This window comes from Limibacter armeniacum (assembly GCF_036880985.1).
GTDB lineage: Bacteria > Bacteroidota > Bacteroidia > Cytophagales > Flammeovirgaceae > Limibacter > Limibacter armeniacum.
The window spans coordinates 1756618-1780030 of record NZ_JBAJNO010000009.1; the positions used below are offsets into that span (position 1 = coordinate 1756618).

Here is a 23413-nt window from a genome sequence, read left to right on the forward strand (position 1 = left end):
TGAACACAATACCAGCCGTTTTACGTTTCAAACTATTTTTTCGCCGATTATACCTACTAGAAAACCTAAAGTAGCTCCCAAAGATGGAGTCCAAGAACCTTTCAACTCACTCTCTGGAACAATGTCCTGAAAGATCAGGTAAAGAATACCGCCACTGGCAAACATCATCAGCTTTGCGGTAACATCAGGAAAGTCACTCAGGTAATAATGTCCAATCAAGGCACTGATAATCCCTAAAAAACTGAGCGCAAAGAAAATAAGCAGTGTTTTTTTGACAGAAAACCCACTCAGTACCAAATCACGGAAAGAATTGAAGGCTTCAGGCAGGTTTTGCAAGCCAATAAATATAGCCAACAACTTGGATGTGGAAGGGTCCATTGAGAATACGGCTCCCAAAACAATAGACTCTGGAATAAAGTCCATCAACATAGCCAATAAGGTAGCCATCTTATCCCCTTTCAAAGCCAGATAACGGTCAATATAAAAAAAAGTGACTGCTCCCAAGAGAAACGATATACAGACCGATACAAGGTCTATGTTTTCCAATCCTTTAGGCACAAGCACTAAAGCCACAGCTGACAAGATTATACCGGCACCAAAAGCCATCAATGTATGTGTAATCTCATATTTGACAGGGCTTTCCTCTATATGATGCTCAAAATAATTAGCCAATATGCCTCCCAGAAAAACGGTAATGCCTGCAAACCCAGCATAAAGTAAAATCAATGTAAGCATAGCCTAGCAACTATTTTTCAATTTCAAACTAGTAATACATCATTGTGCTGCCATAGGTTGGTTCAGGATAAATGCCTGTATATACTCAACCACCTGTTTTTGCTGTTCCTCTCTTGATATATCCGCCTTATCATCTCCAAACTGAAAGCCATAATGTCCGAACTGGGAATGGTTGGCTCCCTCAATGGTCACAAACCGTGTATGCTCCGGCAGTTTTGGTTTGTTCTCCAGCACCTTTTCCATAGAAGCTATTCCATCATTTGTACCTGATATTTTCATTATAGGCAAACCGATTGAAGACAGGTTAATATCACGGGGATGGGTAGTGCCAATCAGGATCAACTTATCAATCAGTGATGGATTTTCATATACAAATTGTGCCGCCATCTTCGCGCCCTGAGAATGCCCTGCCAATATATATTCAAAGGTTGTGTCAGCAAGCAGATCCAATTCCTTAGGTTTGTTATACCCTTTGGTTGCCAACCTCCAAGGCATCTTGATGAGCTGCACCTGACAACCCGATTCGGCTATCTGTCTGCAAAGTGGTGCATAAGCTTCAGGCGCTACCATTCCACCTGGATAAAAAAGCAATACCTTATCAAAACCTTCTTTTGGCGTAAAAGAAATCAGATCATCTGACGCTGTTACCTCAAGGGTCGTATCGCTTTCAAATATGGATGCATCTACATGTTGTGCCTGAAAGGTAAACCACATCCAACCTATTATACATAAACCCAGTAGTGCCCACACCTTTCGAATATTTCTCCAGATATTTTTTTTCATTGGTTTCTATATTTTCAGCTTTGTCTTCCATTCCTTATTTGAAATCTGATACAAAAAACAAGACTCCAATCGTTTGTCTTCTTTCAATTGTGGATGCTTAAATGTAGTGACTTTATGCATACCAATTTTTTCCATTACATGAATAGATTTTTGATTCACTACTGGAGCCAATGACATGACCTTTTCCAGTTTCAATTCCTCAAATGCATAGGCAAGACAACGTTCTGCACCTTCCGTACCATACCCTTTTCCCCAAGCATATTTCCCTAATCTCCAACCTATATCTACAAAAGGTGAAAAAGTAGTTTTAAAATCCTTTTCCGAAAGCCCTATAAAACCGATAAATTTTCCAACACTCAACGTTTCTACTGCAAAGTAACAGAACCCTTTCTTTTGAAATTGAATCAACATTTGTCCAACAAATGATTCTGTCTGTCCATAAGTAGGAATAAAAGGGAAATATTCCATCACTTTTGGATCCGAGTTGATGGCATACATTTTTGGAATATCTTCCATTTCCCAATTCCTAAAACCCAATCTGTCAGATTTGAAGAGGTATTTTTTATCAGTCATTCGTTTTTCAACTTTAATTTCAAATTAAATGATCAAGAAGTTTTTTTCATTACTTTTTTTCATTGGGTACTGCCAGTTCTCTTTTGGTCAAAACCTACAGGATATCCACAGCCTAAAATTACAGTTCTTTAGTTTAGGATATAATTATGAAAAAGTGCTGGGCAATCAATTCACACTCAATTCAGAATTAAAAATCAATTGTTTGTATGGTCAAAGAGGCAATTTCTTTACTGATGAAAAGCAGGAGTATTGGTTAATCTCGCCATCAATTGGTGTAGAACCAAGGTACTATTACAATTTTGATAAACGGGAAAACAAAGGCAAAAACATCCTGCACAATGCAGCCAATTATCTTTCCTTATCCACAACTTATTATACAGGAATTTCATTAGGAAAAAATGCAGAAGCAATTGCCAACCTAGAGGTTATTCCTATGTGGGGTTTGAGAAGAAATCTAGGAAAACGTTTCTTTATGGAATGCGCAATTGGTGTGGGAGCTTACACTGTAAATGGTAAAGAGTGGGAATCTACGCTTGGCTTAGACCTTGGGATCAGTTATTCCTTATTCTAATTTAGGATTCACAAAATGCCACCTACCGTAATCAGCAGGTGGCATTTTGAATCAATTGCAGTCTGGTCCGTCATCTGCCGTTGTACCGTAGGTTCTGTAGTACCGCTTGCCATTCAAAAGCGTTTTGTTTCCATCTGTAGTGATGACATACTCATACACTTCGCCATTATAAAAATTCAGTTGCAGTACCGGCTGGCTTTGGCCATTGCTAACCACCTTCCATGTACCAGCACCTTGCCCCTGATCGCTTGCATTGCCAAATGCACCTCCGGTATCCACCGAAACACTGCTAGCTGAAGAGTGTTTGAAATAGCCTGCTGCGCACAAATCAATCACCTCTTTACTGCTATAACCACCTCCTGTCGAGTAGCCATCGTAACCTCCTCCACCCGAATAATAAGAATCCATATAGGTCAGGCGGGCATTCTTCAATACCTCACTCCATTCTTTAGAGGCTGCTGTTGCTTTTGGCTTATAAAACTGAATACTCTCAGCTACTTTCTTGCAAAGCTGCTGGTAAGAATCATTGTATTGTTCCGCTGAAGTAGCTGTAATCACCGTTACCCCATTACCATAAGTATTGACCAGACCTATAATATATGCCTTAGCTGGTTGCTGCTCCATCATTCCCTTAAAGGTTCCGCCTATACCATTTTTGCCAATGTTTTCTGTGCTGCCATCCAAATTCAACACTGTACCATTTGCCTCTGCCATTCCCTGCTGCATCTCTGCTTTCATCGCATCCAAAGACGATACATTATTGACCATTAACAGTACAAACCCAGGAACCGTATTGGAGCCCATTATAAAGCCACCGTTCACTTCTTGTCCTAACCAGCCATCTGGTACTGTAAAAGAAATTCCCAAAGACTGGTAATCCACTTTCCCTGTCTGCTGTGCATAGAGTTCCTGAACCAAGAAAAGTAAAATTAGAAATAGCCACTTTTTCATTTTCATAAGATTCTGCTAAAACAAAAACAGTATATGTTCGTCAGACCTTTTCTTCGGAACATATACTGCTGCTGAATAAATCCAGAAAACTCCTTCTACTATCACTTTCCTATAAGATAGCGCATATTTACAGCTGCTCCATAAAACAGTGTTTGCTCGACTCCCCCATTAAACGACGGAAAGTAAAGCCTAACCTCAGGTTCCAACAACAACTGCTCAGTTAACTTGAAGTCTTTCCCTACTTTTCCCATTACGCCAATATTCAAATCGGTACCTTGGTTATACTTTGTGTTCGCTAAATCAATATTATTGCTATACTTCCTAGTATAACCAACATAAAAATCAAATACTGGCCCTACTGAAAAGTTAACCCACTTTTGACGGTATTTATATAGTAAAGGAATATTGATATATCGACCTGCTACTCCTGCATTGCCAAGATATTGCCCACTTCCATTATAAGCAGAAAAACCTGTTTCTGACGTTCTATAGAAAATTCCAGTGCTAAACGAACTACGCCTTGTTATAATTCTTTCATAAGTTAAACCAAATCCAGGTCTCAATTCATTTTCAACCTCGGCGTCCAATGTTAAACTTACACCAATGATATCTTTATGCTGGGCAAATAAATTTGTAGAAAAACAGCTTAAAAAAAGGATGATTGAAAAAAATGTGAGTTTCAATTTCATTTTGAGTATTTTGTTATGTGAATATTAGAAATAAAAAATGGGTTTCATTTTCATAAAACCCATCTTCAAAATAGAAAAAAAACTCAAATCTCTTCAATAATCGACTCACCTTCTGACATATCCGCTGAAGTCCATCGCCATTTTTCAAACAACCTGATCTTCCCATTGGGCAACACCTCAGGTTTTGAATAACAAATTCCTGTCATCAGCTCTCCCTTGGCATTGACCTGATGGTAACGCATATTAATTTCCCCTTCCTCTGACACCAACCCAATCAGGTGTCCTTTTACAATTTGTCCTCCGCTATATTCAGAAGTTAAGACATTCCCTTCCTGTTTGTAATGAAAAATGGTTTCTTCTGAGGTTTCACCGTTTTCAGTATTACTAACTGGACGGAAGCGTTTGTTATGATAGTTTATTTTCATCCTTTCATTTTTAAGTCTACGCAAGTACATTTGATTTTAGTTAAGATAGCAATATTGCTGCTACTTTAGGAAAGTAGCCTATTCAAAATATATAGGATTGGTAACTGACAAATAAATGACTCAAAAAATAAAATGGGGAATCATCGGGCCTGGCAAGATCGCCAGTGCATTTGCCAATGATTTCAAGTATGCCGGATACTGTGCACTACATGCCATTGCATCTAGAGATGATGAAAAGGCCAAAACATTTGCGGAAGAATTTGGCGCTGCAAAAGCTTATGGCAGTTATGAGGCACTTTATGCAGACCCTGAGGTAGAGGCGGTCTATATTGCCACGCCCCACAATTTTCATTTTGAATGTGCCAAGGCTGCGCTGGAAGCCGGCAAAGCGGTACTGTGTGAAAAACCAATCACGATAAACCCATCAGAACTCCACTCACTGATTGAAACAGCCAAAGCCAACGATACTTACCTGATGGAAGGCATGTGGACCTACTTCCTCCCTGCTATCCAGAAAGCCCAGCAGTGGGTAGCCGAAGGACGGATCGGGGAAGTCAGACATATTAAAGCCGACTTCGGATTTAAGGTACCGTTTGACCCTCACTCACGTCTGTTCAATCCGAATCTGGCAGGAGGAACAATACTGGACATTGGCATCTACAATATTGCCATGGCTACATTATTCTTTCATTCCAAGCCGACAAGTATGCAGGTGATGGCTCAAAAAGCGCCAACCGGTGTAGATAGTGATGTCAATATGCTGTTTGAATATCCGAACGGAAGAAAAGCAGACCTCCATACTTCCTTCAATTATATGTTACCCAATTTTGCGCATATCATAGGAGAAAATGGATTTATCTCCATCCCTAATTTTTGGCAGGCTGACGCCTGTACGCTTCACCTTGAAGGTGGTATAGAAAAGTTTGAAGCCAAAAGACAAGGATTTGGTTTCAGTTACCAGATAGAAGCCGTCAGCAAAGACCTGTTGGAAGGAAAGAAAATGTCGGACACCGTTCCACATTCGGTCAGCATGCTATTTCAGGAAGTGATGGAGGAAGTGGTAAGTCATTTTAACTAAAATCAAGCTTTACCATTCACTCTAATACCAACTACGACACCAAGATTGGCATTGGCTACCCTAACTTTGACTTGTCTAAAGTTAGGGCTGCCTTCCACATCTAATGGTCCGATTTCAGATGTTGGAGACCATTGATAATTCATTTTTACTCCCAAAAACCAATTCTTTTTGTGAATCACATTCAAGGTATAACCTAAATAAACACCCAACTGAACATTATCATCTTCGTCACCAGCACCTTCTAGTGAATGAAAAAGCAAAGAGGGTCCAATAAATACCATATTTCTCTCTGCTTTAAACCTTGGCTATAACAAATAGAATATACTTGTACTTAACTCTCAATTGTTAATCGGTTAAAAGTATTTGTATCATATCCTGTGACATCCAAATTCTCTGCTATCCCATAATTAGCCGAAATACCATGTGTTACATTAAAAAGGTAAGTCAGTTCAAAATTGTAGACGGGTTTTCGTTCTGATACCGGATATTGAATTGTTCCAAAAAAGCTACCCTGACTATCACCATAGCCTGACCGGTCCATATTTGTTTCCAAATCCCTTTTAGTTCCAAACATACTGATTCCTCCAGATACAGACAGGTAAAACTCTCCAACTGTCTTACTTGATTGTGATCTTACAGGTGATGTTAAGATGAGCCAAGGAATAAGAATACATATCACTTGGCATAAAATTGAAAGACTATTTCTTTGCGCAAAAGGTTGAGGCTGATTTTCCTTAGAGGTGTTTTGATACATAGTAATGGGATAATACTGTATTCATAAGCCTACGTTATTTCTTATCAATGTTTAGTTTCCTTGAGACTTATTAGCATACCTAGCTTCAAATTGGCTAAATAACTAAAGCACTTCTAAAGTAAGTACACTTTGTTATCAGGATTATCTGGTAAAATACTTAAATATAAAATCAGCTTCGAACAACAGTCTTTGAACTAAGTTAAACCAATATAATTCCCAATTCTTTCCAGAATCTGACAGTAACTTTGAGCCGTGAAAATTTTAATTGTAGAAGACAACCAAGAACTGCAGAGTGCTATCAAAGACTCTCTTGAAAAAGAGCATTATGTTGTCGAAACTGCTTCAGACTTTGACTCTGCCATGGATAAGCTTTCCATATACCAGTATGATTGCATTCTATTGGATATCATGCTACCACATGGGAGTGGGCTGGACATTCTTGATGAGCTTAAAAAAAATGGAAAAAGTGAAAACACGATTATTATATCTGCAAAAGATTCATTGGATGACAAGCTTAAAGGACTAGAGTTGGGAGCCGATGATTACCTTACCAAACCCTTTCACCTTGCCGAATTAAATGCCAGAATTAAAGCTGTATTGAGACGAAACAAACTGGAAGGCAAAAATACAATTGAAATTGCCAATGTAAGTCTGGATATCAATGAGCGTTTGGTAAAAATAAACGATCAGGTTATTACATTAAACCGCAAGGAGTTCGACATTCTCAACTATTTCATGCTAAACAAAAACAGGCTTGTTACCCGAACTGGCTTGGCTGAACATGTTTGGGGAGATAATATCGATCAGATGGATAACTTTGATTTCATTTACTACCAGATCAAAAACCTTCGAAAGAAATTGCAGGAGACCAATGCAGCAATCGAAATACAGGCTGTTTATGGAGTCGGGTATAAACTGATTGTATCATGAAACTTCTCAACCAATCCTTAAAATTCCTATCCATTTCAATCTTACTTATTGTAAGTGTTTGGTCTGTTATTTTGTATTTCAATTTACTGGATGAAATATACGACAGCATTGACGATGGGTTGGATAATTACAAATTGCTCATTATTCGAAAAGCAGAGCGAGACCCAAGTGTGCTTCATAAAATTGAATTTGATGAAAGTAACTATGCTATCCAACCTATCAGTAAACAAATAGCTTTAGGCATTAGAGATACCTACAAAGATACATTGATGTATATGCCCTATGAGGAAGACTTGGAACCTGTTAGGCTTTTAAAATCAGCATTTGCCCATAACGGAAAGTACTACCAGTTACAAGTTATATCTTCAATGGTGGAAGAGGATGACCTTATAGAAGATCTTTTTTGGTCAATCGTATGGCTTTACCTAATACTAATTGTCAGTATAATTTCAATCAACAATGTTGTACTGAAAAAGCTTTGGAAGCCATTCTACAATTTACTGACACAACTTAAAAGCTTTAGGATAGACAAAGGCTCGACCATTACGGATATAGATACCGACACCAAAGAATTCAAGGAACTTCAAAATGCCTGTGAGATCTTGATTGAACATGCAACTACGGCTTACTCAAACCAAAAGCAGTTTACAGAAAATGCCGCGCATGAACTACAAACACCTCTTGCAGTCATTACCAGCAAATTAGAATTACTACTTGAAAACAACAATTTGGAAACCAACGATGCAGATACAATCGCTCAGGTTTTGCAAATCACCTCTCGGCTGAAGCAACTCAATAAGTCGCTACTTTTATTAAGTAAAATTGAAAACAGACAATTCTCTGACAGACAAGAAGTATCCATTAATCAGTTGACTACACAAGTAATAACAGGTTTGGAAGATTTCACCCAGTTCAAGGGCATCTCTATTAAACTTGATGAAGCTAGTGCCTTATCACTCGAAATGGATAAAATGTTAGCAAGCATCTTAATTTCAAATCTGATCAGAAATGCTATATTCCACAATATCCAAGGAGGAGATGTTATCGTTCAAATCCAGCCAGATAAGTTCATCGTCAGCAATTCCTCTGATGTTGGAGCACTTAATGAGAAAGAGATCTTCAAGCGATTTTATAAGAATACCGAAACTGATAAAAGTACAGGCTTAGGACTAGCCATTGCACATGCCATCTGTCAGCTGTATGGCTATACCATTACCTATTCTTTCACTGGAAGGCATAATTTCGAAGTTTATTTCAAATAAATTTCGACTTGGGAATAAATTCCAGATTCTTTCCAAATTCACCCCGTTGGTTTACTGTATAAACTAAAATTTATACAGATGAAAAAGAATATTTTAGCAATCGCCTTAGCCCTATTTGGCTTTTCTTCTTCAGTAATTGGTCAGGATATCCCACAAAGTCTCGTTCCTTCTGTTATTCAAAACAACTTCAAGAAAACATTTCCCAACGCCAAAGATGTAGAATGGGAACAGGAAGGTGAAATGTACCAAGTTGAGTTTGAAACAGGTTGGGACATAGATCATGATGTATGGTACAACTCAGCTGGTGAAATTGTCAAACACGAAGAGGATATATACAGACGAAGCCTCCCCGAAGCAATTAACAATAAGCTCAATACTGAATTCAGTCGCTATGCGATTGATGATTTAAAAAAGATTTCCAGCTCTTCTCACACGGCTTACACATTGGAATTAAAGTCTTTCACAGAAGAATGGAAAATAGCTTTTGATGAAACAGGAAAAGTATTGAGTAAAATAGCAGATTAACCGCACCAGATGAATATTCAGAAACTTCTTCTTTCCTTCCTTTTTCTTGGCATATTAGGTTCTAATTGTTTTGGACAAATTACCCCTCCTGGTTTAGGAAAAGTAAATACCGCATCATGGATGGCTATTGGGATAAAACAAGCTTTGGACTCAGCAAAACAGGTATCGTCCATCACATATATTGGAATGGGGAGAACAAGCAGTCCAACAAATGATAATCCCTTTAAGAGGGGTAGTATTTTTGTTATCAATCAAGAAGTATCCAATCATTTCACCGAACACTGGAAATATGCTTTTGCACTTAGCTACAGGTGGCAAAACCTCTTTAACGATAACAGTACTACAGGGGATCATCACGTTACTCAAGGAAGGCAAGAATTTAGATTTTATGGTCAACTATCTTACTTGAAGTCTATATCAAGGCTTAAATATGCAGTCACTTACCGACCGGAAATGAGATTATTCTATCTCCCAGACTTTAGACCATATAGCGAAAGAATTCAATTTCGCTCAAGGCTAAAAGCCAAAATGAGTATTGATTTGAATGAAGCTAGCACAAAAAGACTCATTTCCAGTGCAGAAGTATTATTCTCCTCAGGAAAACATGACAAATGGGAAAAGTTTGAATACAAAGACACACGGCTATGTCTGTACTATGCTTTTTCACCACCAAACTCAAAGCTGAATTTCAATATTGGCTATATGTATGACCTCATTGGAAAATCATTTGATAGCGACACACACTATTTGGCATTTGATATAATATTTGGATGATCCTAAAGCACTTAATTAAAGAGACCTGAAATTTAACATTTTCAGGTCTTTTTTAATTTTATAAAACACCTTAAATAACAAACTAATAAACAACTACTTACAACCATAAACTTCCAATTCACACTCCACTTTACCTTTACCTATACTAAGTGTTCTTGCATATTAAATGGTCATGTTCTACATTCGTAACATTATTTGTAATAAGTCTAAATAAATTTTTTAAATATTGATTTCCAATAAATTCCCAAAGCCATGAAGAAGCTATTATTATTCATTTCACTAATACTCACCACATCCCTCCCATCATTCGCACATTATATGTGGATTGAAACCAATGCCACTGGAACCAAAAATCAGTCTCAAGAAATCAAAGTCTACTTTGGGGAATATACATATGGCGTTTCTGAAAAAGTAAAAGGGGAAGCATTCCCGAAGGTGAAAGACTTTACACTTTGGGTTATTGACTCGAAAGGAAACAAAACGGAATTGGCAGTTAAGCCTGCTACTGACCATTATACTTCCAGTTTTACACCTAAAGAAGACGGAACATATACTGTCATTTTGAATAATGATAAAATTGATGTGATTGACTATACCAAATACGATTTTGGAATTTTTAAAACACACTACCATTCAACTGCTAAAATTCAGGTTGGTGAAAAAGCACAAAATACAGTAGCCCAAAACGATAATGGCATCTCTATCAAGGAGGTGAAAAATGATAAAAACGAAGTAACGCTTCAAGTTCTTTATAAAGGAAAGCCATTACCAAAAAATGAGGTAAAGGTATTTGTATCAGACCTTTGGAGCAAGACCCTGCATACGAATGAAGAAGGCTCAGTTTCATTCAATCTGCCATGGAATATGAAATATGTGATCGAAACTACTTTGAAGGAAGAACTTCCTGGCAAATACAAAGGAACAGACTATGAGTTTATCTGGCACTGCGCGACCTATTGTATCCCAAGCCATAGTATTAACAACTAAACTTTTATTGATAAAGAGCAGCACTTAAAGTCAAACCACATATGGCTACTTTGGTAATTATTCTAACCTTGGCAGGTTTCTATTTCTGTTATCATACCTCAAAAAGGGCAACCCCTCCTCGTACACTCCTTCTGGAACAGTGGATTCATGATTCTCCAAAAGAAGGTAACATTATAGGAGTTACGTGCCTGATACTATCCACCGCACTCAGTATCTACAGTCTGGGCTGGTTTGCTGGTATCCTGTCATTTACTGTTATGCTAATGACATTTGGAAGCCTGATTGTTGTCCTGAGCCCAATCAAAGTTATAGGATACAAGTCCGTGGCAGCTCTTATAGCACTCTCGTTCATTCTGGAAAACTTAATATAAAAATTGGCATGCCTGCAAATTCCAAACACCTCACCCACTCTTGGTTACAGAGATTTGCCAAAATCTCAGCTGGATTTCTGGGAGGTTACTTTGTTATGATATCTCTTCACTTAGCTATTGCAGCGTGGTTTGATCGTGCAACAATCATGATTACCATGGCTTACAGTGGCTTTATGCTATGGGTTACATTGTTCATTTTGGCATTCTTGTTTAGGAATGGCTGGAAAGTATGGGGAATCTACCTGTTCCTTACCCTCGTTTTTTCATCTGTTTTATACCTCGGCAAGGTCTATCACCAACCAATTATCTGATCTATGAGTAATAGGATTTATAACATACTCTTTCACCTTCATACAGTCAGTGGCATTGTAATCAGTGCTGTGCTGTTTGTGATTTTTTTTACAGGCTCCTTTTCTTTTTTCAGGGATGAAATTATCAGTTGGGAACGCAACCAACCAGTAGAAATCAGGGATGAGATATCTCTTGGACTAGATCAAGTGTTGGACTCTATAGACAGTCAACATACGCTATATGGTAGAAGTGTCAGCTTTAAGCATGTTTACAATGAAAATAGCATCAATGTAAGGCTTCAGCCATCTCAAGATTCTCTTGCTTCTGAAAAAGCCAAAGCGTCCCAGTTTTTTTACTTGGATATGCAAACAGATGATACACATACCTATGCAGAGGCCTACTCTTTGGGCGAGTTTCTGTATAGACTGCACTTTCTAGCACAGATCCCGTACCCTGCAGGCTATTACCTATCAGGTTTCACTGCCTTTTTCTTCCTTTTTGCTATTGTAACAGGAGTACTGGTACATTGGAAGAAAATTGTCTCGAATTTTTACTTGTTCAGACCTTGGGATAAGCTGAAAACACTTTGGACCGATGCGCATACTGCGTTGGGTATGATAGGGTTGCCATTTCAATTTGTGTATGCACTCACAGGTGCCTTCTTTATGATAAAGCTATTGCTGGTAGCTCCTGGCGTATTGATGCTTTATGGAGGTAACCAAGGAAAGCTATATCAAGAACTGGGATATGATGCACCATCCTATACATTTGAAAACAAAAAGCTGGATAGTGATATAAGTGTTGATGCTTTAGTTGCACAGACTAAAGCTGAATGGGAAGGCTTTAAAGTTACTGAGGTTAAAGTTATCCATGCAGGTGATAGCAACATGCATATTGTCGTGGATGGTAATCTTGCGATCAAAGATCAATTCACTTCTTCAGGAAGAAAGATATTCAAGGCTAGTACACAGGAAGTTGTTTACAGTAAAAGCCCCATTACAGACATGGGCTACATAGACCATGCAAAAAATATCCTTTACAGGATTCATTTTGGAGATTATGGTGGCTATGCCTTGAAAGTTATCAGTTTTATACTTGGGATAGTAACATGCTTTGTCATCCTCTCTGGTGTAATGATTTGGCTGGTTGCCCGTGATAAAAAGAATGTTCCAGAAAAACGAAAGCGTTTCAATGCTTGGGTCGTGCGCATTTATATGGGAATCTGTCTAAGTATGTACCCTGTTACAGCAGCTTCTTTTGTGGCTGTACAGCTTAATAACCCCGCAGGCATGAGCTTTATCTACCAGTTCTACTTTATCAGTTGGTTGGTATTGTCCATTGTATTTATTGCCATCAACAACAATGCTTTTATCAACCGCTTCTCATTACTATTAGGAGGAATGATTGGTTTGCTTATTCCTTTGGTCAATGGGTTGGTCACTGGAAATTGGATTTGGGTAAGCTATGCAAAAGGGTATGATCAGATATTTGTAGTTGACGTTTTTTGGATTCTTATTTCTGTCCTGACAATCGCTATTTCATTCAAGCTTCAGAAAAAAATCATCAATGCCAAAAGCATGTCCAAGGCATATAGTTAACTGATTATGAAAATTAATTAAAATATAAAGCATTGATAAATTAGTTTTTTCTTATTCAGTCAAAGAAAATTGATATATTGCTTCAGAAGATCATAATGTTATAGGAAACCCATAACCTATTGCATTAGAGCCAGTCCAATCATTATTTGGACAGTTTCAAAAGCTAAACGATTATCAATTTTTTAAAGTAGGAAAAATCATGAATTACTACCTGAAAGTATTACAGAACTATGCTGTATTCAGCGGCAGAGCAAGAAGAAGTGAGTATTGGTACTTTGTACTGTTTAATGTTATCTTCACATTTGTTCTTATGGGCCTTGATGTAACACTAGGACTTGGCTTTTTAAATTCCCTGTATTCACTAGTTGTTCTAGTACCAAGCCTTGCTGTAGGTGTAAGAAGAATGCACGATGTAGGCAAAAGCGGCTGGTTCTTCATTATCCCTATCTACAACCTGATCTTGGCTGTTAGTGAAGGCGAACAAGGAGACAACGAATACGGTTCTGATCCAAAGACAATGGTATTCTAAAGTTATATAGCTTTAACGACTGCAAAAGAACTTTTGCGGTCGTTTTACTTTTCTGCTATTCCAACAATCACTCCTCACTTCTTGTAGCATTATTCCAATCTTTCTTTTTATTTTGAAACGTTCAGCCAATTTTGGCTTAAGCTTTTTACAGATCAGAATAAAATGAAAATCGTCAGTGTTGCATTTCAAAACATCAACTCACTTCGTTTTGAAGAACCTTTTACCATTAACTTTGAAGAACACTTTAAGGACTCTGGACTTTTTGCCATAACAGGCGCTACAGGTGCTGGCAAAACTACCATTTTGGATGCAATCACTGTTGCCCTATACCACCGTGCACCACGCTTTGCCAATAATGCTAATTTAGATGGACTGGTTAGCTACAATGCACCTGAAGCTAGCTCTGAAGTAGTCTTTGAGGCAAAAGGAAATCGGTACAAAGCATTTTGGAGTCTTCGTGTACTCAAGCAAAACGGTGAGCGGTTAGGCAATAGCAAAGATAGTGTTTCATTAGCCGAGTTTCCTTCAGGAAAGATTCTGACCAGTAAAAAGAATGAACTACCTAAAGTTGTAGAGGAGCTGACAGGCTTGAACTATACTCAGTTTCTGAAGTCTGTAATGCTGGCTCAAGGTGATTTTGCTGCATTTGTAAAAGCCAAGCCATCAGATCGTGGTGACTTGTTAGAGCAAATGACAGGAACTTCCATCTACAAGGTAATAGCCGAAAAAGCTGATGAGAGACTCAAGGAGGAAAAAGAAAAACTGGCTGTCCTACAAACCCAAATTGATAATAGTCAGCTGCTGTCACCTGAAGAAATAGACACCCTCCAAAAAGAACATAACTCCATTGAGGAGACCTTAAAAAAGCTAGCAATTGAAATAAAGTTGGAGACCGATAAACAGCAATGGTGGAAGACTTTTCAGCAAACTGAAGAAGACTTCAAAGTGAAAGCCATTGAAAAGGAAACTCTGCTAACAGAAGGAGAGAACTTGAAGACTGACTTTAAGCAACTCACACTTCATGAACTAACTCGTCCTTTTCATTCAGTTATCACTCAGATCGAAAACCTCCAACACCAGAAGCAAACACAGGCAACGGCAATGGACAGTTTTCAACAGAAGCAACCTGCCTGCCAACAGGCTTTAAAGCTTGCAGAAAAAACATGTACTGATGCTGAAAAAGCTTTGGCTGCTACCAAACAGTCAAAAAAAGATTGGGATCCAAAATTAAAGGTAGCTCGTGAACTGGAAAGTAATATCAACCACTTGCTGACACAACATCAGGATAAGAAAACTGAAAGTGATAATTGGCAAAAAAAGCATACCCAACTCACTCAATCTTTTGAAGAGAAACAGCTGCTGCTTATACAAAAGCAATCCCAATTAAAAGAATTGGAAAGCTGGCTGAATGACAACCAACGCCTTGTAACGCTTGAAAAACAACTAGAAGATATAAAATCACGCTTCCAGCTATTACAAGCATTACAAACTGAACTAGCACAAAAAAAGCAAGCAACGGTACACCTGACCAACAAGCAACGTCAGGGTTCTCAGGATATAACCGATCTAGGACTAAAAATACAGCAACTTGTTCAGGAACAGGAAGCCAAGACCAATCGCATCAAAGAACTCGACAGTCAACTCAAAAGTTATGACCTTAACAGCCTACGGAGTACTCGTGATAGCTTGACCCATGAAGTTGAGGCACTTAAAAAACTATGCGAACTGTCCAGCAAGTTTATACTTTCGGAACAAGCGAAGAACCTGCAACTTGAAAATCTTGATACGCTTGACGCTAAACTTAAACAGCTTAAAGCTGAACATCTAAAGCTTTCTGAACAACATACAAGTACTGAGCAGCAACTGACAGATGCCAAAAAGCTGTTCGAAAAAGACCAGATCATCCATGATTTTGCACAACACCGCCATGTACTTGAAAAGGGAGAGCCTTGCCCATTGTGCGGTTCTGAAGAGCACCCTTTTGTCAATTATGATACAGATGCAACACTTTCGGAATCCAAGCAGCGTACTGAACAACTGGCAATTCTACTGAAAGAGATCAAAAACGAATTGAACAATTTAGATACGGCAATCAGTCAACTGGCAGGAAATAAACAAAGCATTCAGGAACAAATCGAAAAGCTATCTGGAGAAGCTGCTATTTGGCAAAGAGAGTTTGGTGAAATCCCTCAGCACAAGCAATTTGAAATTACAGCAGAACAAAAGTGGAAAACCCTGTTCCAAGCAACCCAAGAAAAATTCTCCACTACTGAAAAGGAAATCAACCTAGCCGAATCTATATATTCTAAATGGCAATCGGCAAGTGAAAATCTTCAAGAAGAGCGTAATCATTTACAGGAATTAAAAACAAAACAAGCTGCTCAGCAGGCAACCCTAACAGGAATAGAAGAAAACCTGTTAGAGACACATAAAGAACTCAAGACACAAACGGATAAGACAAAGCAGGAGTATGACTTTTTAGAAACCAAACTTCAAGGTTTTGGACTGTCAATGCCTGCTGAAGAACAACTCCCAATCTTTGTCAAAGACTTGACGGAACAAATTGGTCAATACCACCAAAAAGAAGAAGCCTTACAGAGTCTAAAAGAAACCTGTTCTGTACTCCAATCAACAATCAGTAACCTAACCGAAAACTTAAAGGATACAGATTCAAAGCTGGATGAATGCAATCAGGCACTTACCAATATCAAGGAAAAAGGAATTGAGGAGCGAACCAAACTCAAAGATATTCTGCCTTCGGGAACGCCTGACCAAAAAGCGGAAGAACTTGAAAATGCCATAGACAAAAGTCAGGTTAGTTTAGATAGTGCCAACAAGGAAGTTGAGTTAGCAAAATCTGCGTTGCAACTGCTGGAAAATAACATTTCGAATACCCAAGCCACTTTGGTTCAAATTGAAACAGCATTCAACACCCATCAAGGCCAATTGGATACACTGTTGGAGCAGAGTCTGTTTGACAGTTTTGAAGAGGTTAAAGCCGCTATTCTTTCGGATAAGAGATACTCTGAGATTACCTCACAAAAAGAGCTATACGACAAAAAGCTACACAACCTAGAAGGACAGTTAACGCATCTTACTGAAAAAAGAGCACTGCTTTTAGCTGAAAAACCATCAGAAGACCCGCTTGACAAGGTTCTACTGAAAATAGAATCGCTTCAGAAAGAACGTGACATCTACAAGAAAAGAGAAACCGAAATTGATATCTGCCTCAAACAGGATATGGATCTTCGCAAGCAACATGCAAATGCTGCTCTGGCGATAGACAAACAGCAAAAAGTATTTGATAAGTGGCAACAACTGTATAAGCTGATTTGCCTGAAAACAGGAACAGAACACACAAGCAAAGATGCTTTCAATAACTTTGCACAAGGATTGACATTGTCATTCCTGATTAGGCTAGCCAATGAAAGGTTACACGAACTGAATCCTCGATACAGTATCAAACGCAAGACAGACTCAGACCTTGATTTCGACATTGTGGATCACTATCAGGCTGATAATATTCGGGAAACTGCTACGCTCAGTGGTGGTGAAACCTTCCTGATCAGTCTAGCTTTAGCTTTGGCACTCTCAGACCTTGCCAGTCATAACATCAGCATTGACTCCCTGTTTATTGATGAAGGTTTTGGCACGCTGGACCCTGATACTTTGGATACTGCCATCTCTGCTTTGGAAAACCTGCAAGCTTCAGGAAAGATGATTGGTGTAATCTCTCACGTACAGCCTCTCAAAGAGAGACTGACTTCACAGGTGCAACTAAGAAAACGTAACAATGGATTTAGTGAAATCACGATTGTAGTCTAAGAAATTCACCATACTCCATTAAACAATATTAAGCACTGACTTTTTGAGTGGTATCATAAAAGTTAGTGCTTATTCTTATCTTATCATTATTAACCTCCTATTCACTCCTCCCATCTCTATTTTTATTCCATTCGAGTCACTAATCCCCTCCTGACTTATGAAAAAAATAATTGGATTTTTATTCTTGTTGGTATTGTCAGCTTCCTCTTATTCCTATGCCCAGAGAGCTATGGAGTTTACTGGCTTGGGCGGATACCAATTTGGCGGAAAAGTTGAATTTGTTGAGGGAGACCTCAAGATTAAAGACAATGCCAATTTCGCAGGTATTTTCAGTGTAGAGCTTGTTCCTTCCTATATGTTGGAAATTGGCTATACCCGTATGGATACCCGAGCAGAATGGCGTCCGCTTCCATTCTATCAGAATCCTCCCTTTAACTATGAACGCCAAAATATCGGAGCTTCAGTAGAATACTTTCAGATTGGTGGGCTTAGAGAATTCAGAAGTAACTCAGCACTCATCCCCTTTGCACAATTCAGTGCTGGTGCCGCACGTCTAAACGATAAGGACAACAGCATAGATGCATGGCGACTGGCAATCACATTTGGTGGTGGTATCAAAATCCCTTTAGCCGATCATTTTGGCCTCAGGTTTCAGGGCAGGCTATTGATGCCTTTTTACTTTGATGGTGTTGGCGGATATGTCGGTATAGGTACAGGTGGGCCCTCAACTGGTTTAGGTGTCACTTCCTCTGTTCCCGTCGTCCAAGGAGACTTTAGTGGAGGCGTCTACTTCAGAATTTCCCAATAACAAAAAAAGCCCTTAAGAAAAGTCTTAAGGGTTTTTCAATGGGTTAATAAATTTTCAGTTCGTTAATTAAACTCTAAAATCATTTTTGAAGGGCCCATTTTGGTAATGTTTGTATTGCACTGGAATTTCTTGTCTAGCCCTTTTATCAAGGAAATCATTAGGTCTATCAACTGGCGCTGCGAGTTATATGTCAGCTCCAGCTTATTTCCTTCCAGCCATTTATACTCAAACCGTGGAGGACGGGCACTATCCATTGCTTTGGTCATAACTACATGGATATTGTCCAACTTTTCTATCATCTGCCTTGTAGAAGAAACACTCAGATAAAATGCCTTATACACTTCAGGTGCATAAGAGCAAGACCAGTATTCTCCAAATTCATCAAATATTTGAGATAGTGGCACTCCCAAAACTTTTGTGGTATTAACGATGAATTCCATGGTGAGGCTTTCATCAACATCGTCATAAACAGAAAAGTCATGGTTGGCTGACAAGCCCATTGAGGTTAAACATTCTTCCCATTTGGTTGGGCCATAATTTTGCTTGATCATCTTACCAAGACAAATGTGAATTGTCCCTTTCATATATGGTTCTAATGGGTTAATAATTGATTAATGATGTAAATACTAGTCATCATTATTAACAAACCCTAATTGAATGATCAAGAATCTTTATTTGATTTAATAGATTCTAAGTTTTTCAATATTTAAATGATAACTGCACTCTATATGCTATTCAAAGTATTTTTGAAGCGGATTTACACCAAATATTCCCCCTTCTACAGCAATTGGTTGCAAGCGAACAAATAGCTCTTCCTTGTACCAATTTCCCTGAACCTTTTTCTGGATAACTTCCCTATGAGCCTTGTTATGATAAGCGTATAACTTCATAGATGCTTCATCCTGCCAAAGACTGAAAGTAGCTTGCTGTACAAATGGTAACTCCCCAATTCCCTTCGCAAAAAGTTGACCTTCGCAATTAACAATTGACTGACTGACCTTAGGTACTTGCTTCCAAAAGGAATATAACTTGTTAGTCCGAATAGTAGCCCTAGTGAGCACTGCTATCGGCAATTCCTCATAACGATTAGTACAATCAAAGGGTTGTACCCCAGCCCACCGCCCATGTACTTGAAAGGACTGCATCCAAATGGTCAACAACTCATCTGATCGGGTACGGTACTCATTAAACATTGAAGAGTTTGCCATAAAAGCCTCCGAGTACGTCTGGTTTTCCCAAACACACAATAGGCAATACGATGTAAAGTCAGGCATAAGGCTAAAGCCATTTTTGGCACCTGTTCCCATCAACTTGCAAAAAGTCAATCCTTCAACATCCTGTAAAGCATATTTGCCTAACCCCATCATCCTAAAAGCCCAAACTTGATCGGGTAAGCTCAAAAAACGGAAGAAAGTGATCGTAACAACTTGTTTCATACTATTAGAAGGTAGTGGATCTTACATTACAAACATAAGCATTCACATTTATTAGTGATAAATATTCAAAAACGTAACACCTTCATTATAGTCCATTTAAGATTATATAGCTATTTTAACAATGTACAAACAACGATATCAAACCAGCTAACTGATATGAAAAAACTACTTTTACTATTGTTTCTTACATCCTTAACCTCTCTTGCTTTTAGTCAGGGGAGTACTACCGCAGGATTAAATGGTAGTGTCGTCAGTGCCTCCACTGGTGAGACACTCATAGGTGCTACAGTAATCGCTGTACATGTACCAACTGGCTCAGAATATGGGGCGACGACCAACACAGAAGGTTTTTATAGAATTCCCAACCTACAAGTAGGAGGCCCCTATACCCTTACAGCTTCTTTCCTTGGTTTTCAGGAGGTCAAACTTGAAGGTATTTATGTGAAGCTTGGACAAAACCTGAGACAGGACTTCAAGATGTCAGAAGAAGATCAAACACTCGAAGAAGTGATCGTGTCAGGACAGGCTGAAGGCATCATCGATGGAGATAGAACAGGTGCCAAAACTACAGTCAATGTTGAACAGATCAACAACCTCCCTACTGTTGCCCGTGACCTTTCTGACTTTACAAGGGTCACCCCTCAAGCCCGAATTACTTCCAATGGAGGTATTACCATTGCCGGTAGCAACAACCGTTATAATTCCATCTTTATTGATGGTGCTGTCAACAATGATGTATTTGGACTGGCAGAAAATGGCAACAATGGTGGTCAATCAGGTATTTCACCTATCAGTGTTGATGCTATTGAGCAAATTGAGGTGGTGGTTGCTCCCTATGATGTGCGTCAAGGTGGATTTGCTGGAGGAGGGATTAACGCTGTAACCCGAAGTGGTAAAAACAAGTTTGATGGCTCTATCTATTACCTGTTCAGGGATGAAAACATTACAGGTAAAACTCCTACTGATGACAACGATATCAGAAGGGTAAAGGCAGATCCTTTTAGTGCCAAAACCTACGGGGCTCGTCTTGGTGGGCCAATCATCAAGAACAAGCTTTTCTTTTTTGTCAATGCCGAAATTCAGCGTGATGAAACCCCTCAGCCATTTAATGTAAATGACTACCAAGGTAATACGGATGCAGATGGACTTAGCGAACTGATCTCATTTGTAGACGAAAGATATGGATATAGCATGGGAGCCTATGACAACAATACCATCTCCTTGGATGGTGAAAAATTCTTAGGGAAAATTGACTGGAATATCAACCAAAATCACAAGCTATCAATACGACACAGCTACACCAAAGGTGATAACACATCTCCTACCAGATCTTCCAATACCAACATTTACTTCACCAATGCTGGTATATCCTTTATCTCCACTACTAACTCTTCTGCTATCCAGCTAAAAAGTACCTTCAGTTCAGATGTGTCCAATGACCTGATCTTAGGTTATACAAGGGTTCGAGATGACCGAGACCCTCTGGGAGCTAATTTTCCAAGTGTAATTATCAATGATGGTAGTGGTAGAATCAACTTCGGTAGCGAGGCATTCTCTGCTGCAAATGCCTTGGAGCAGGATATCTTCACCATCACCAATAACCTAACCCTTTTCAAAGGTCGTCATACCTTTACATTTGGTACACACAACGAGTTTTATAAGGTGTATAACTTGTTTATCCGTCAGAACTTTGGTGAATACACTTTCAACAACGTCTCTGACTTTATCAATGAAGAAGTTCCCAACAACTACGCCCGTAGCTACTCACTGGTAGATAACGTAACCGGAGATGGTAGTGCGGCGGCGGCTGACTTCAATGCATTCCAACTTGGGTTTTATGCTCAAGATGAATATCAGGTACTTGATAACCTGAAATTCACTTTAGGGGTAAGGGTTGATATTCCTATATTCAATGACGACCCTACGGTGGATACGACTTTCAATAATCAGACAAGACCTGATGTAGAGCTGTTCTACGATTTAGAAGGAGCTCGATCAGGTAAAATGTTTGACCCTCAGTTATTGTTTGCTCCAAGAATCGGCTTCAACTGGGATGTACATGGAGACGAAAGGCTTCAAATACGTGGTGGATTCGGTATATTCAACAGCCGTGTACCACTTGTGTGGCCAGCAGGTTCCTATACCAACAATGGCATTACCATTGGTGGTGTCACAGCCAACGACCAAGATTTCATCAACAATGGTCTTAACTTTGAACCTGACCCAAATAACCAATATACAGCTGTTGACTTCGGTAAAGAAGACCCTATCCCTTCAGGACAAATGGACCTTTTTGTGGATGACTTCAAACTTCCTCAGGTGCTTAGAACGAGTATCGGCGTTGACCATGTACTTCCTTGGGACTTGGTGTTCAGTGGAGAATTCCTTTATACCAAAAAGCTTAACGATGTTGTGTATTACAACGTCAATACCAAACCAGCAACGCAACGCCTAGATGGTCCTCAAGATGGCGACAGACGCCCTGTCTACGACCGTCGTGACCCAGTAGACAGCCGCTATACTCGAATTATCTTAGCTGATAATACACAAAAAGGGTATTCATACAATGTGACTGCATCCTTACAAAAAAGCTTTAAGAAAACTGGTTTTGATGTAAGCGTAGCATATACTTATGGTAGATCAAAAGCGGTCAATGATGGTACTTCATCTCAAAACTCCTCTCAGTGGCGATTTATGGAAAATGTCAATGGTAAAAACAGGCTTGACCTTACTTATTCTGACTTTGACCTAGGACATCGAGTAGTCGGGTTTGTATCTTATTCCAAAGAATACCTCCAACACTTCGGTACTTCTATTGCCCTTTTCCTTACAGCCCAATCAGGTACAAGGTTCTCTTACATCTATGGTGGTGGTTCTACCTTTACAGAAGATGGCACGCCTATCTCCGGCTCAGGACAGATTGCCAATGATGATACCGGTTCGGGCAGTACCCAAGCGGACCTTATCTTTGTTCCTGACAGAGCTGACCAAATCAGGCTAGTGGACCAATTTGCCGCTGATGGTACACTGATCAAGTCAGCAGAACAACAATGGGAAGAACTGGACGCCTACATCAGAGGTGATGAATACCTAAGAGACAGAAGAGGGCAATATGCTGAAAGAAATGGGGACAGACTTCCATTCCAGACAGTGCTTGACCTTAGACTAAAGCAGCACTTCTTCATTGAAACTGGAGACTACAAGCACACCTTGGAAGTAACATTCGATATATTCAACTTCACTAATATGCTGAACAAGGATTGGGGTAGACAATACTTTGTTCAGAATGAAAACTTCGGGTTGATTAGCCATGTTGGATATGAACAACTTGAAGGTGGTGGAAATGACATTACAAAGCCAGTTTATAACTTCAATGCTCCTTCTGATGGTAAAGTTGAGAGTATTGATGATTCAGGAGTTAACAGCTCAAGATGGCAAGCCCAGATTGGTCTTCGTTACTCATTCTAAATAGCACACATAAAGCCTGTGATTCGTATTTCTCGATTCACAGGCTTTTT

24 protein-coding genes are annotated in these 23413 nt (G+C 39.1%); 14 read left to right on the forward strand and 10 right to left on the reverse strand.

The annotated features are described in order from the left end of the window. Window positions 1–27: 27 nt before the first annotated feature. The 3 genes from V6R21_RS25110 to V6R21_RS25120 are packed head-to-tail and all read right to left on the reverse strand — an operon-like array spanning window position 28 to window position 2091. Window positions 28–735: a ZIP family metal transporter gene (locus V6R21_RS25110; RefSeq protein ID WP_334246281.1), complete on the reverse strand. Its 708-nt coding sequence runs from the start codon at window positions 733–735 to the stop codon at window positions 28–30. Window positions 736–774: 39 nt separating this feature from the next. Continuing rightward, window positions 775–1518 carry an alpha/beta hydrolase gene (locus tag V6R21_RS25115; protein ID WP_334246282.1) on the reverse strand — a complete coding sequence of 248 codons (744 nt, stop codon included), beginning with the start codon at window positions 1516–1518 and terminating at the stop codon, window positions 775–777. Between the two features lie 6 nt (window positions 1519–1524). Then, window positions 1525–2091 (reverse strand): GNAT family N-acetyltransferase, encoded by a 567-nt coding sequence (locus V6R21_RS25120; RefSeq protein ID WP_334246283.1) that lies wholly within the window; start codon window positions 2089–2091, stop codon window positions 1525–1527. Between the two features lie 28 nt (window positions 2092–2119). Between V6R21_RS25120 and V6R21_RS25125 the strand changes: the two genes are divergently transcribed. After that, window positions 2120–2662 (forward strand): hypothetical protein, encoded by a 543-nt coding sequence (locus tag V6R21_RS25125; RefSeq protein WP_334246284.1) that lies wholly within the window; start codon window positions 2120–2122, stop codon window positions 2660–2662. A 51-nt stretch (window positions 2663–2713) separates the two neighbouring features. Here the strand turns inward: V6R21_RS25125 and V6R21_RS25130 are convergent, their stop codons facing one another. The 3 genes from V6R21_RS25130 to V6R21_RS25140 all read right to left on the reverse strand — a co-directional run bounded on the left by V6R21_RS25130 (window position 2714) and on the right by V6R21_RS25140 (window position 4727). Next, the gene (locus tag V6R21_RS25130) at window positions 2714–3613 is read right to left on the reverse strand and encodes a hypothetical protein (RefSeq protein WP_334246285.1); all 900 of its coding nucleotides are present in this window, start codon (window positions 3611–3613) and stop codon (window positions 2714–2716) included. 101 nt (window positions 3614–3714) lie between these two features. Further along, window positions 3715–4302 (reverse strand): hypothetical protein, encoded by a 588-nt coding sequence (locus V6R21_RS25135; RefSeq protein ID WP_334246286.1) that lies wholly within the window; start codon window positions 4300–4302, stop codon window positions 3715–3717. Window positions 4303–4385: 83 nt separating this feature from the next. Further along, the gene (locus V6R21_RS25140) at window positions 4386–4727 is read right to left on the reverse strand and encodes a n-acetylglutamate synthase (protein WP_334246287.1); all 342 of its coding nucleotides are present in this window, start codon (window positions 4725–4727) and stop codon (window positions 4386–4388) included. Window positions 4728–4842: 115 nt separating this feature from the next. Between V6R21_RS25140 and V6R21_RS25145 the strand changes: the two genes are divergently transcribed. Beyond that, window positions 4843–5805 carry a Gfo/Idh/MocA family protein gene (locus V6R21_RS25145; RefSeq protein ID WP_334246288.1) on the forward strand — a complete coding sequence of 321 codons (963 nt, stop codon included), beginning with the start codon at window positions 4843–4845 and terminating at the stop codon, window positions 5803–5805. A gap of 2 nt (window positions 5806–5807) precedes the next feature. Here the strand turns inward: V6R21_RS25145 and V6R21_RS25150 are convergent, their stop codons facing one another. Continuing rightward, window positions 5808–6086, reverse strand: a complete 279-nt coding sequence (locus V6R21_RS25150) for a hypothetical protein (protein WP_334246289.1) — start codon at window positions 6084–6086, stop codon at window positions 5808–5810. A gap of 50 nt (window positions 6087–6136) precedes the next feature. Further along, on the reverse strand, window positions 6137–6484 hold the full coding sequence (locus V6R21_RS25155; protein WP_334246290.1) for a hypothetical protein: 348 nt from the start codon (window positions 6482–6484) through the stop codon (window positions 6137–6139). A gap of 327 nt (window positions 6485–6811) precedes the next feature. Here V6R21_RS25155 and V6R21_RS25160 point away from each other — a divergent pair, with 327 nt between their 5' ends. The 11 genes from V6R21_RS25160 (at window position 6812) to V6R21_RS25210 (ending at window position 18459) form a co-directional block, all read left to right on the forward strand. After that, on the forward strand, window positions 6812–7489 hold the full coding sequence (locus V6R21_RS25160) for a response regulator transcription factor (RefSeq protein WP_334246291.1): 678 nt from the start codon (window positions 6812–6814) through the stop codon (window positions 7487–7489). Beyond that, window positions 7486–8751: a sensor histidine kinase gene (locus V6R21_RS25165; RefSeq protein ID WP_334246292.1), complete on the forward strand. Its 1266-nt coding sequence runs from the start codon at window positions 7486–7488 to the stop codon at window positions 8749–8751. Before V6R21_RS25160 ends, V6R21_RS25165 begins: the two co-directional genes overlap by 4 nt. A gap of 78 nt (window positions 8752–8829) precedes the next feature. Further along, a complete protein-coding gene (locus tag V6R21_RS25170) occupies window positions 8830–9276 on the forward strand; it encodes a PepSY-like domain-containing protein (RefSeq protein ID WP_334246293.1) in 447 nt (148 codons plus the stop codon). Between the two features lie 9 nt (window positions 9277–9285). Next, entirely contained in the window at window positions 9286–10050 is a 765-nt protein-coding gene (locus V6R21_RS25175; protein WP_334246294.1) for a DUF2490 domain-containing protein, read from the forward strand. A gap of 252 nt (window positions 10051–10302) precedes the next feature. Further along, window positions 10303–11037, forward strand: a complete 735-nt coding sequence (locus V6R21_RS25180; RefSeq protein ID WP_334246295.1) for a DUF4198 domain-containing protein — start codon at window positions 10303–10305, stop codon at window positions 11035–11037. Between the two features lie 41 nt (window positions 11038–11078). Continuing rightward, complete coding sequence (locus V6R21_RS25185; protein ID WP_334246296.1) at window positions 11079–11408, forward strand: hypothetical protein; 330 nt, start codon at window positions 11079–11081, stop codon at window positions 11406–11408. An 8-nt stretch (window positions 11409–11416) separates the two neighbouring features. Continuing rightward, window positions 11417–11719: a hypothetical protein gene (locus V6R21_RS25190; protein WP_334246297.1), complete on the forward strand. Its 303-nt coding sequence runs from the start codon at window positions 11417–11419 to the stop codon at window positions 11717–11719. Window positions 11720–11722: 3 nt separating this feature from the next. Further along, window positions 11723–13297, forward strand: coding sequence for a PepSY-associated TM helix domain-containing protein (locus V6R21_RS25195; RefSeq protein ID WP_334246298.1), 1575 nt, complete (start codon window positions 11723–11725; stop codon window positions 13295–13297). A gap of 199 nt (window positions 13298–13496) precedes the next feature. Further along, entirely contained in the window at window positions 13497–13826 is a 330-nt protein-coding gene (locus tag V6R21_RS25200) for a DUF805 domain-containing protein (protein ID WP_334246299.1), read from the forward strand. A gap of 162 nt (window positions 13827–13988) precedes the next feature. Then, entirely contained in the window at window positions 13989–17651 is a 3663-nt protein-coding gene (locus V6R21_RS25205; protein WP_334246300.1) for an AAA family ATPase, read from the forward strand. A 157-nt stretch (window positions 17652–17808) separates the two neighbouring features. Then, a complete protein-coding gene (locus V6R21_RS25210) occupies window positions 17809–18459 on the forward strand; it encodes a hypothetical protein (protein ID WP_334246301.1) in 651 nt (216 codons plus the stop codon). 62 nt (window positions 18460–18521) lie between these two features. Here V6R21_RS25210 and V6R21_RS25215 read toward each other — a convergent pair whose 3' ends face one another. Together V6R21_RS25215 and V6R21_RS25220 are read right to left on the reverse strand one after the other, a co-directional pair. Next, the gene (locus V6R21_RS25215) at window positions 18522–19043 is read right to left on the reverse strand and encodes a heme NO-binding domain-containing protein (RefSeq protein ID WP_334246302.1); all 522 of its coding nucleotides are present in this window, start codon (window positions 19041–19043) and stop codon (window positions 18522–18524) included. Window positions 19044–19190: 147 nt separating this feature from the next. Further along, window positions 19191–19895, reverse strand: a complete 705-nt coding sequence (locus V6R21_RS25220; RefSeq protein ID WP_334246303.1) for a spheroidene monooxygenase — start codon at window positions 19893–19895, stop codon at window positions 19191–19193. 156 nt (window positions 19896–20051) lie between these two features. Between V6R21_RS25220 and V6R21_RS25225 the strand changes: the two genes are divergently transcribed. Next, on the forward strand, window positions 20052–23363 hold the full coding sequence (locus tag V6R21_RS25225) for a TonB-dependent receptor (RefSeq protein ID WP_334246304.1): 3312 nt from the start codon (window positions 20052–20054) through the stop codon (window positions 23361–23363). The last annotated feature ends 50 nt before the right edge of the window (window positions 23364–23413 follow it).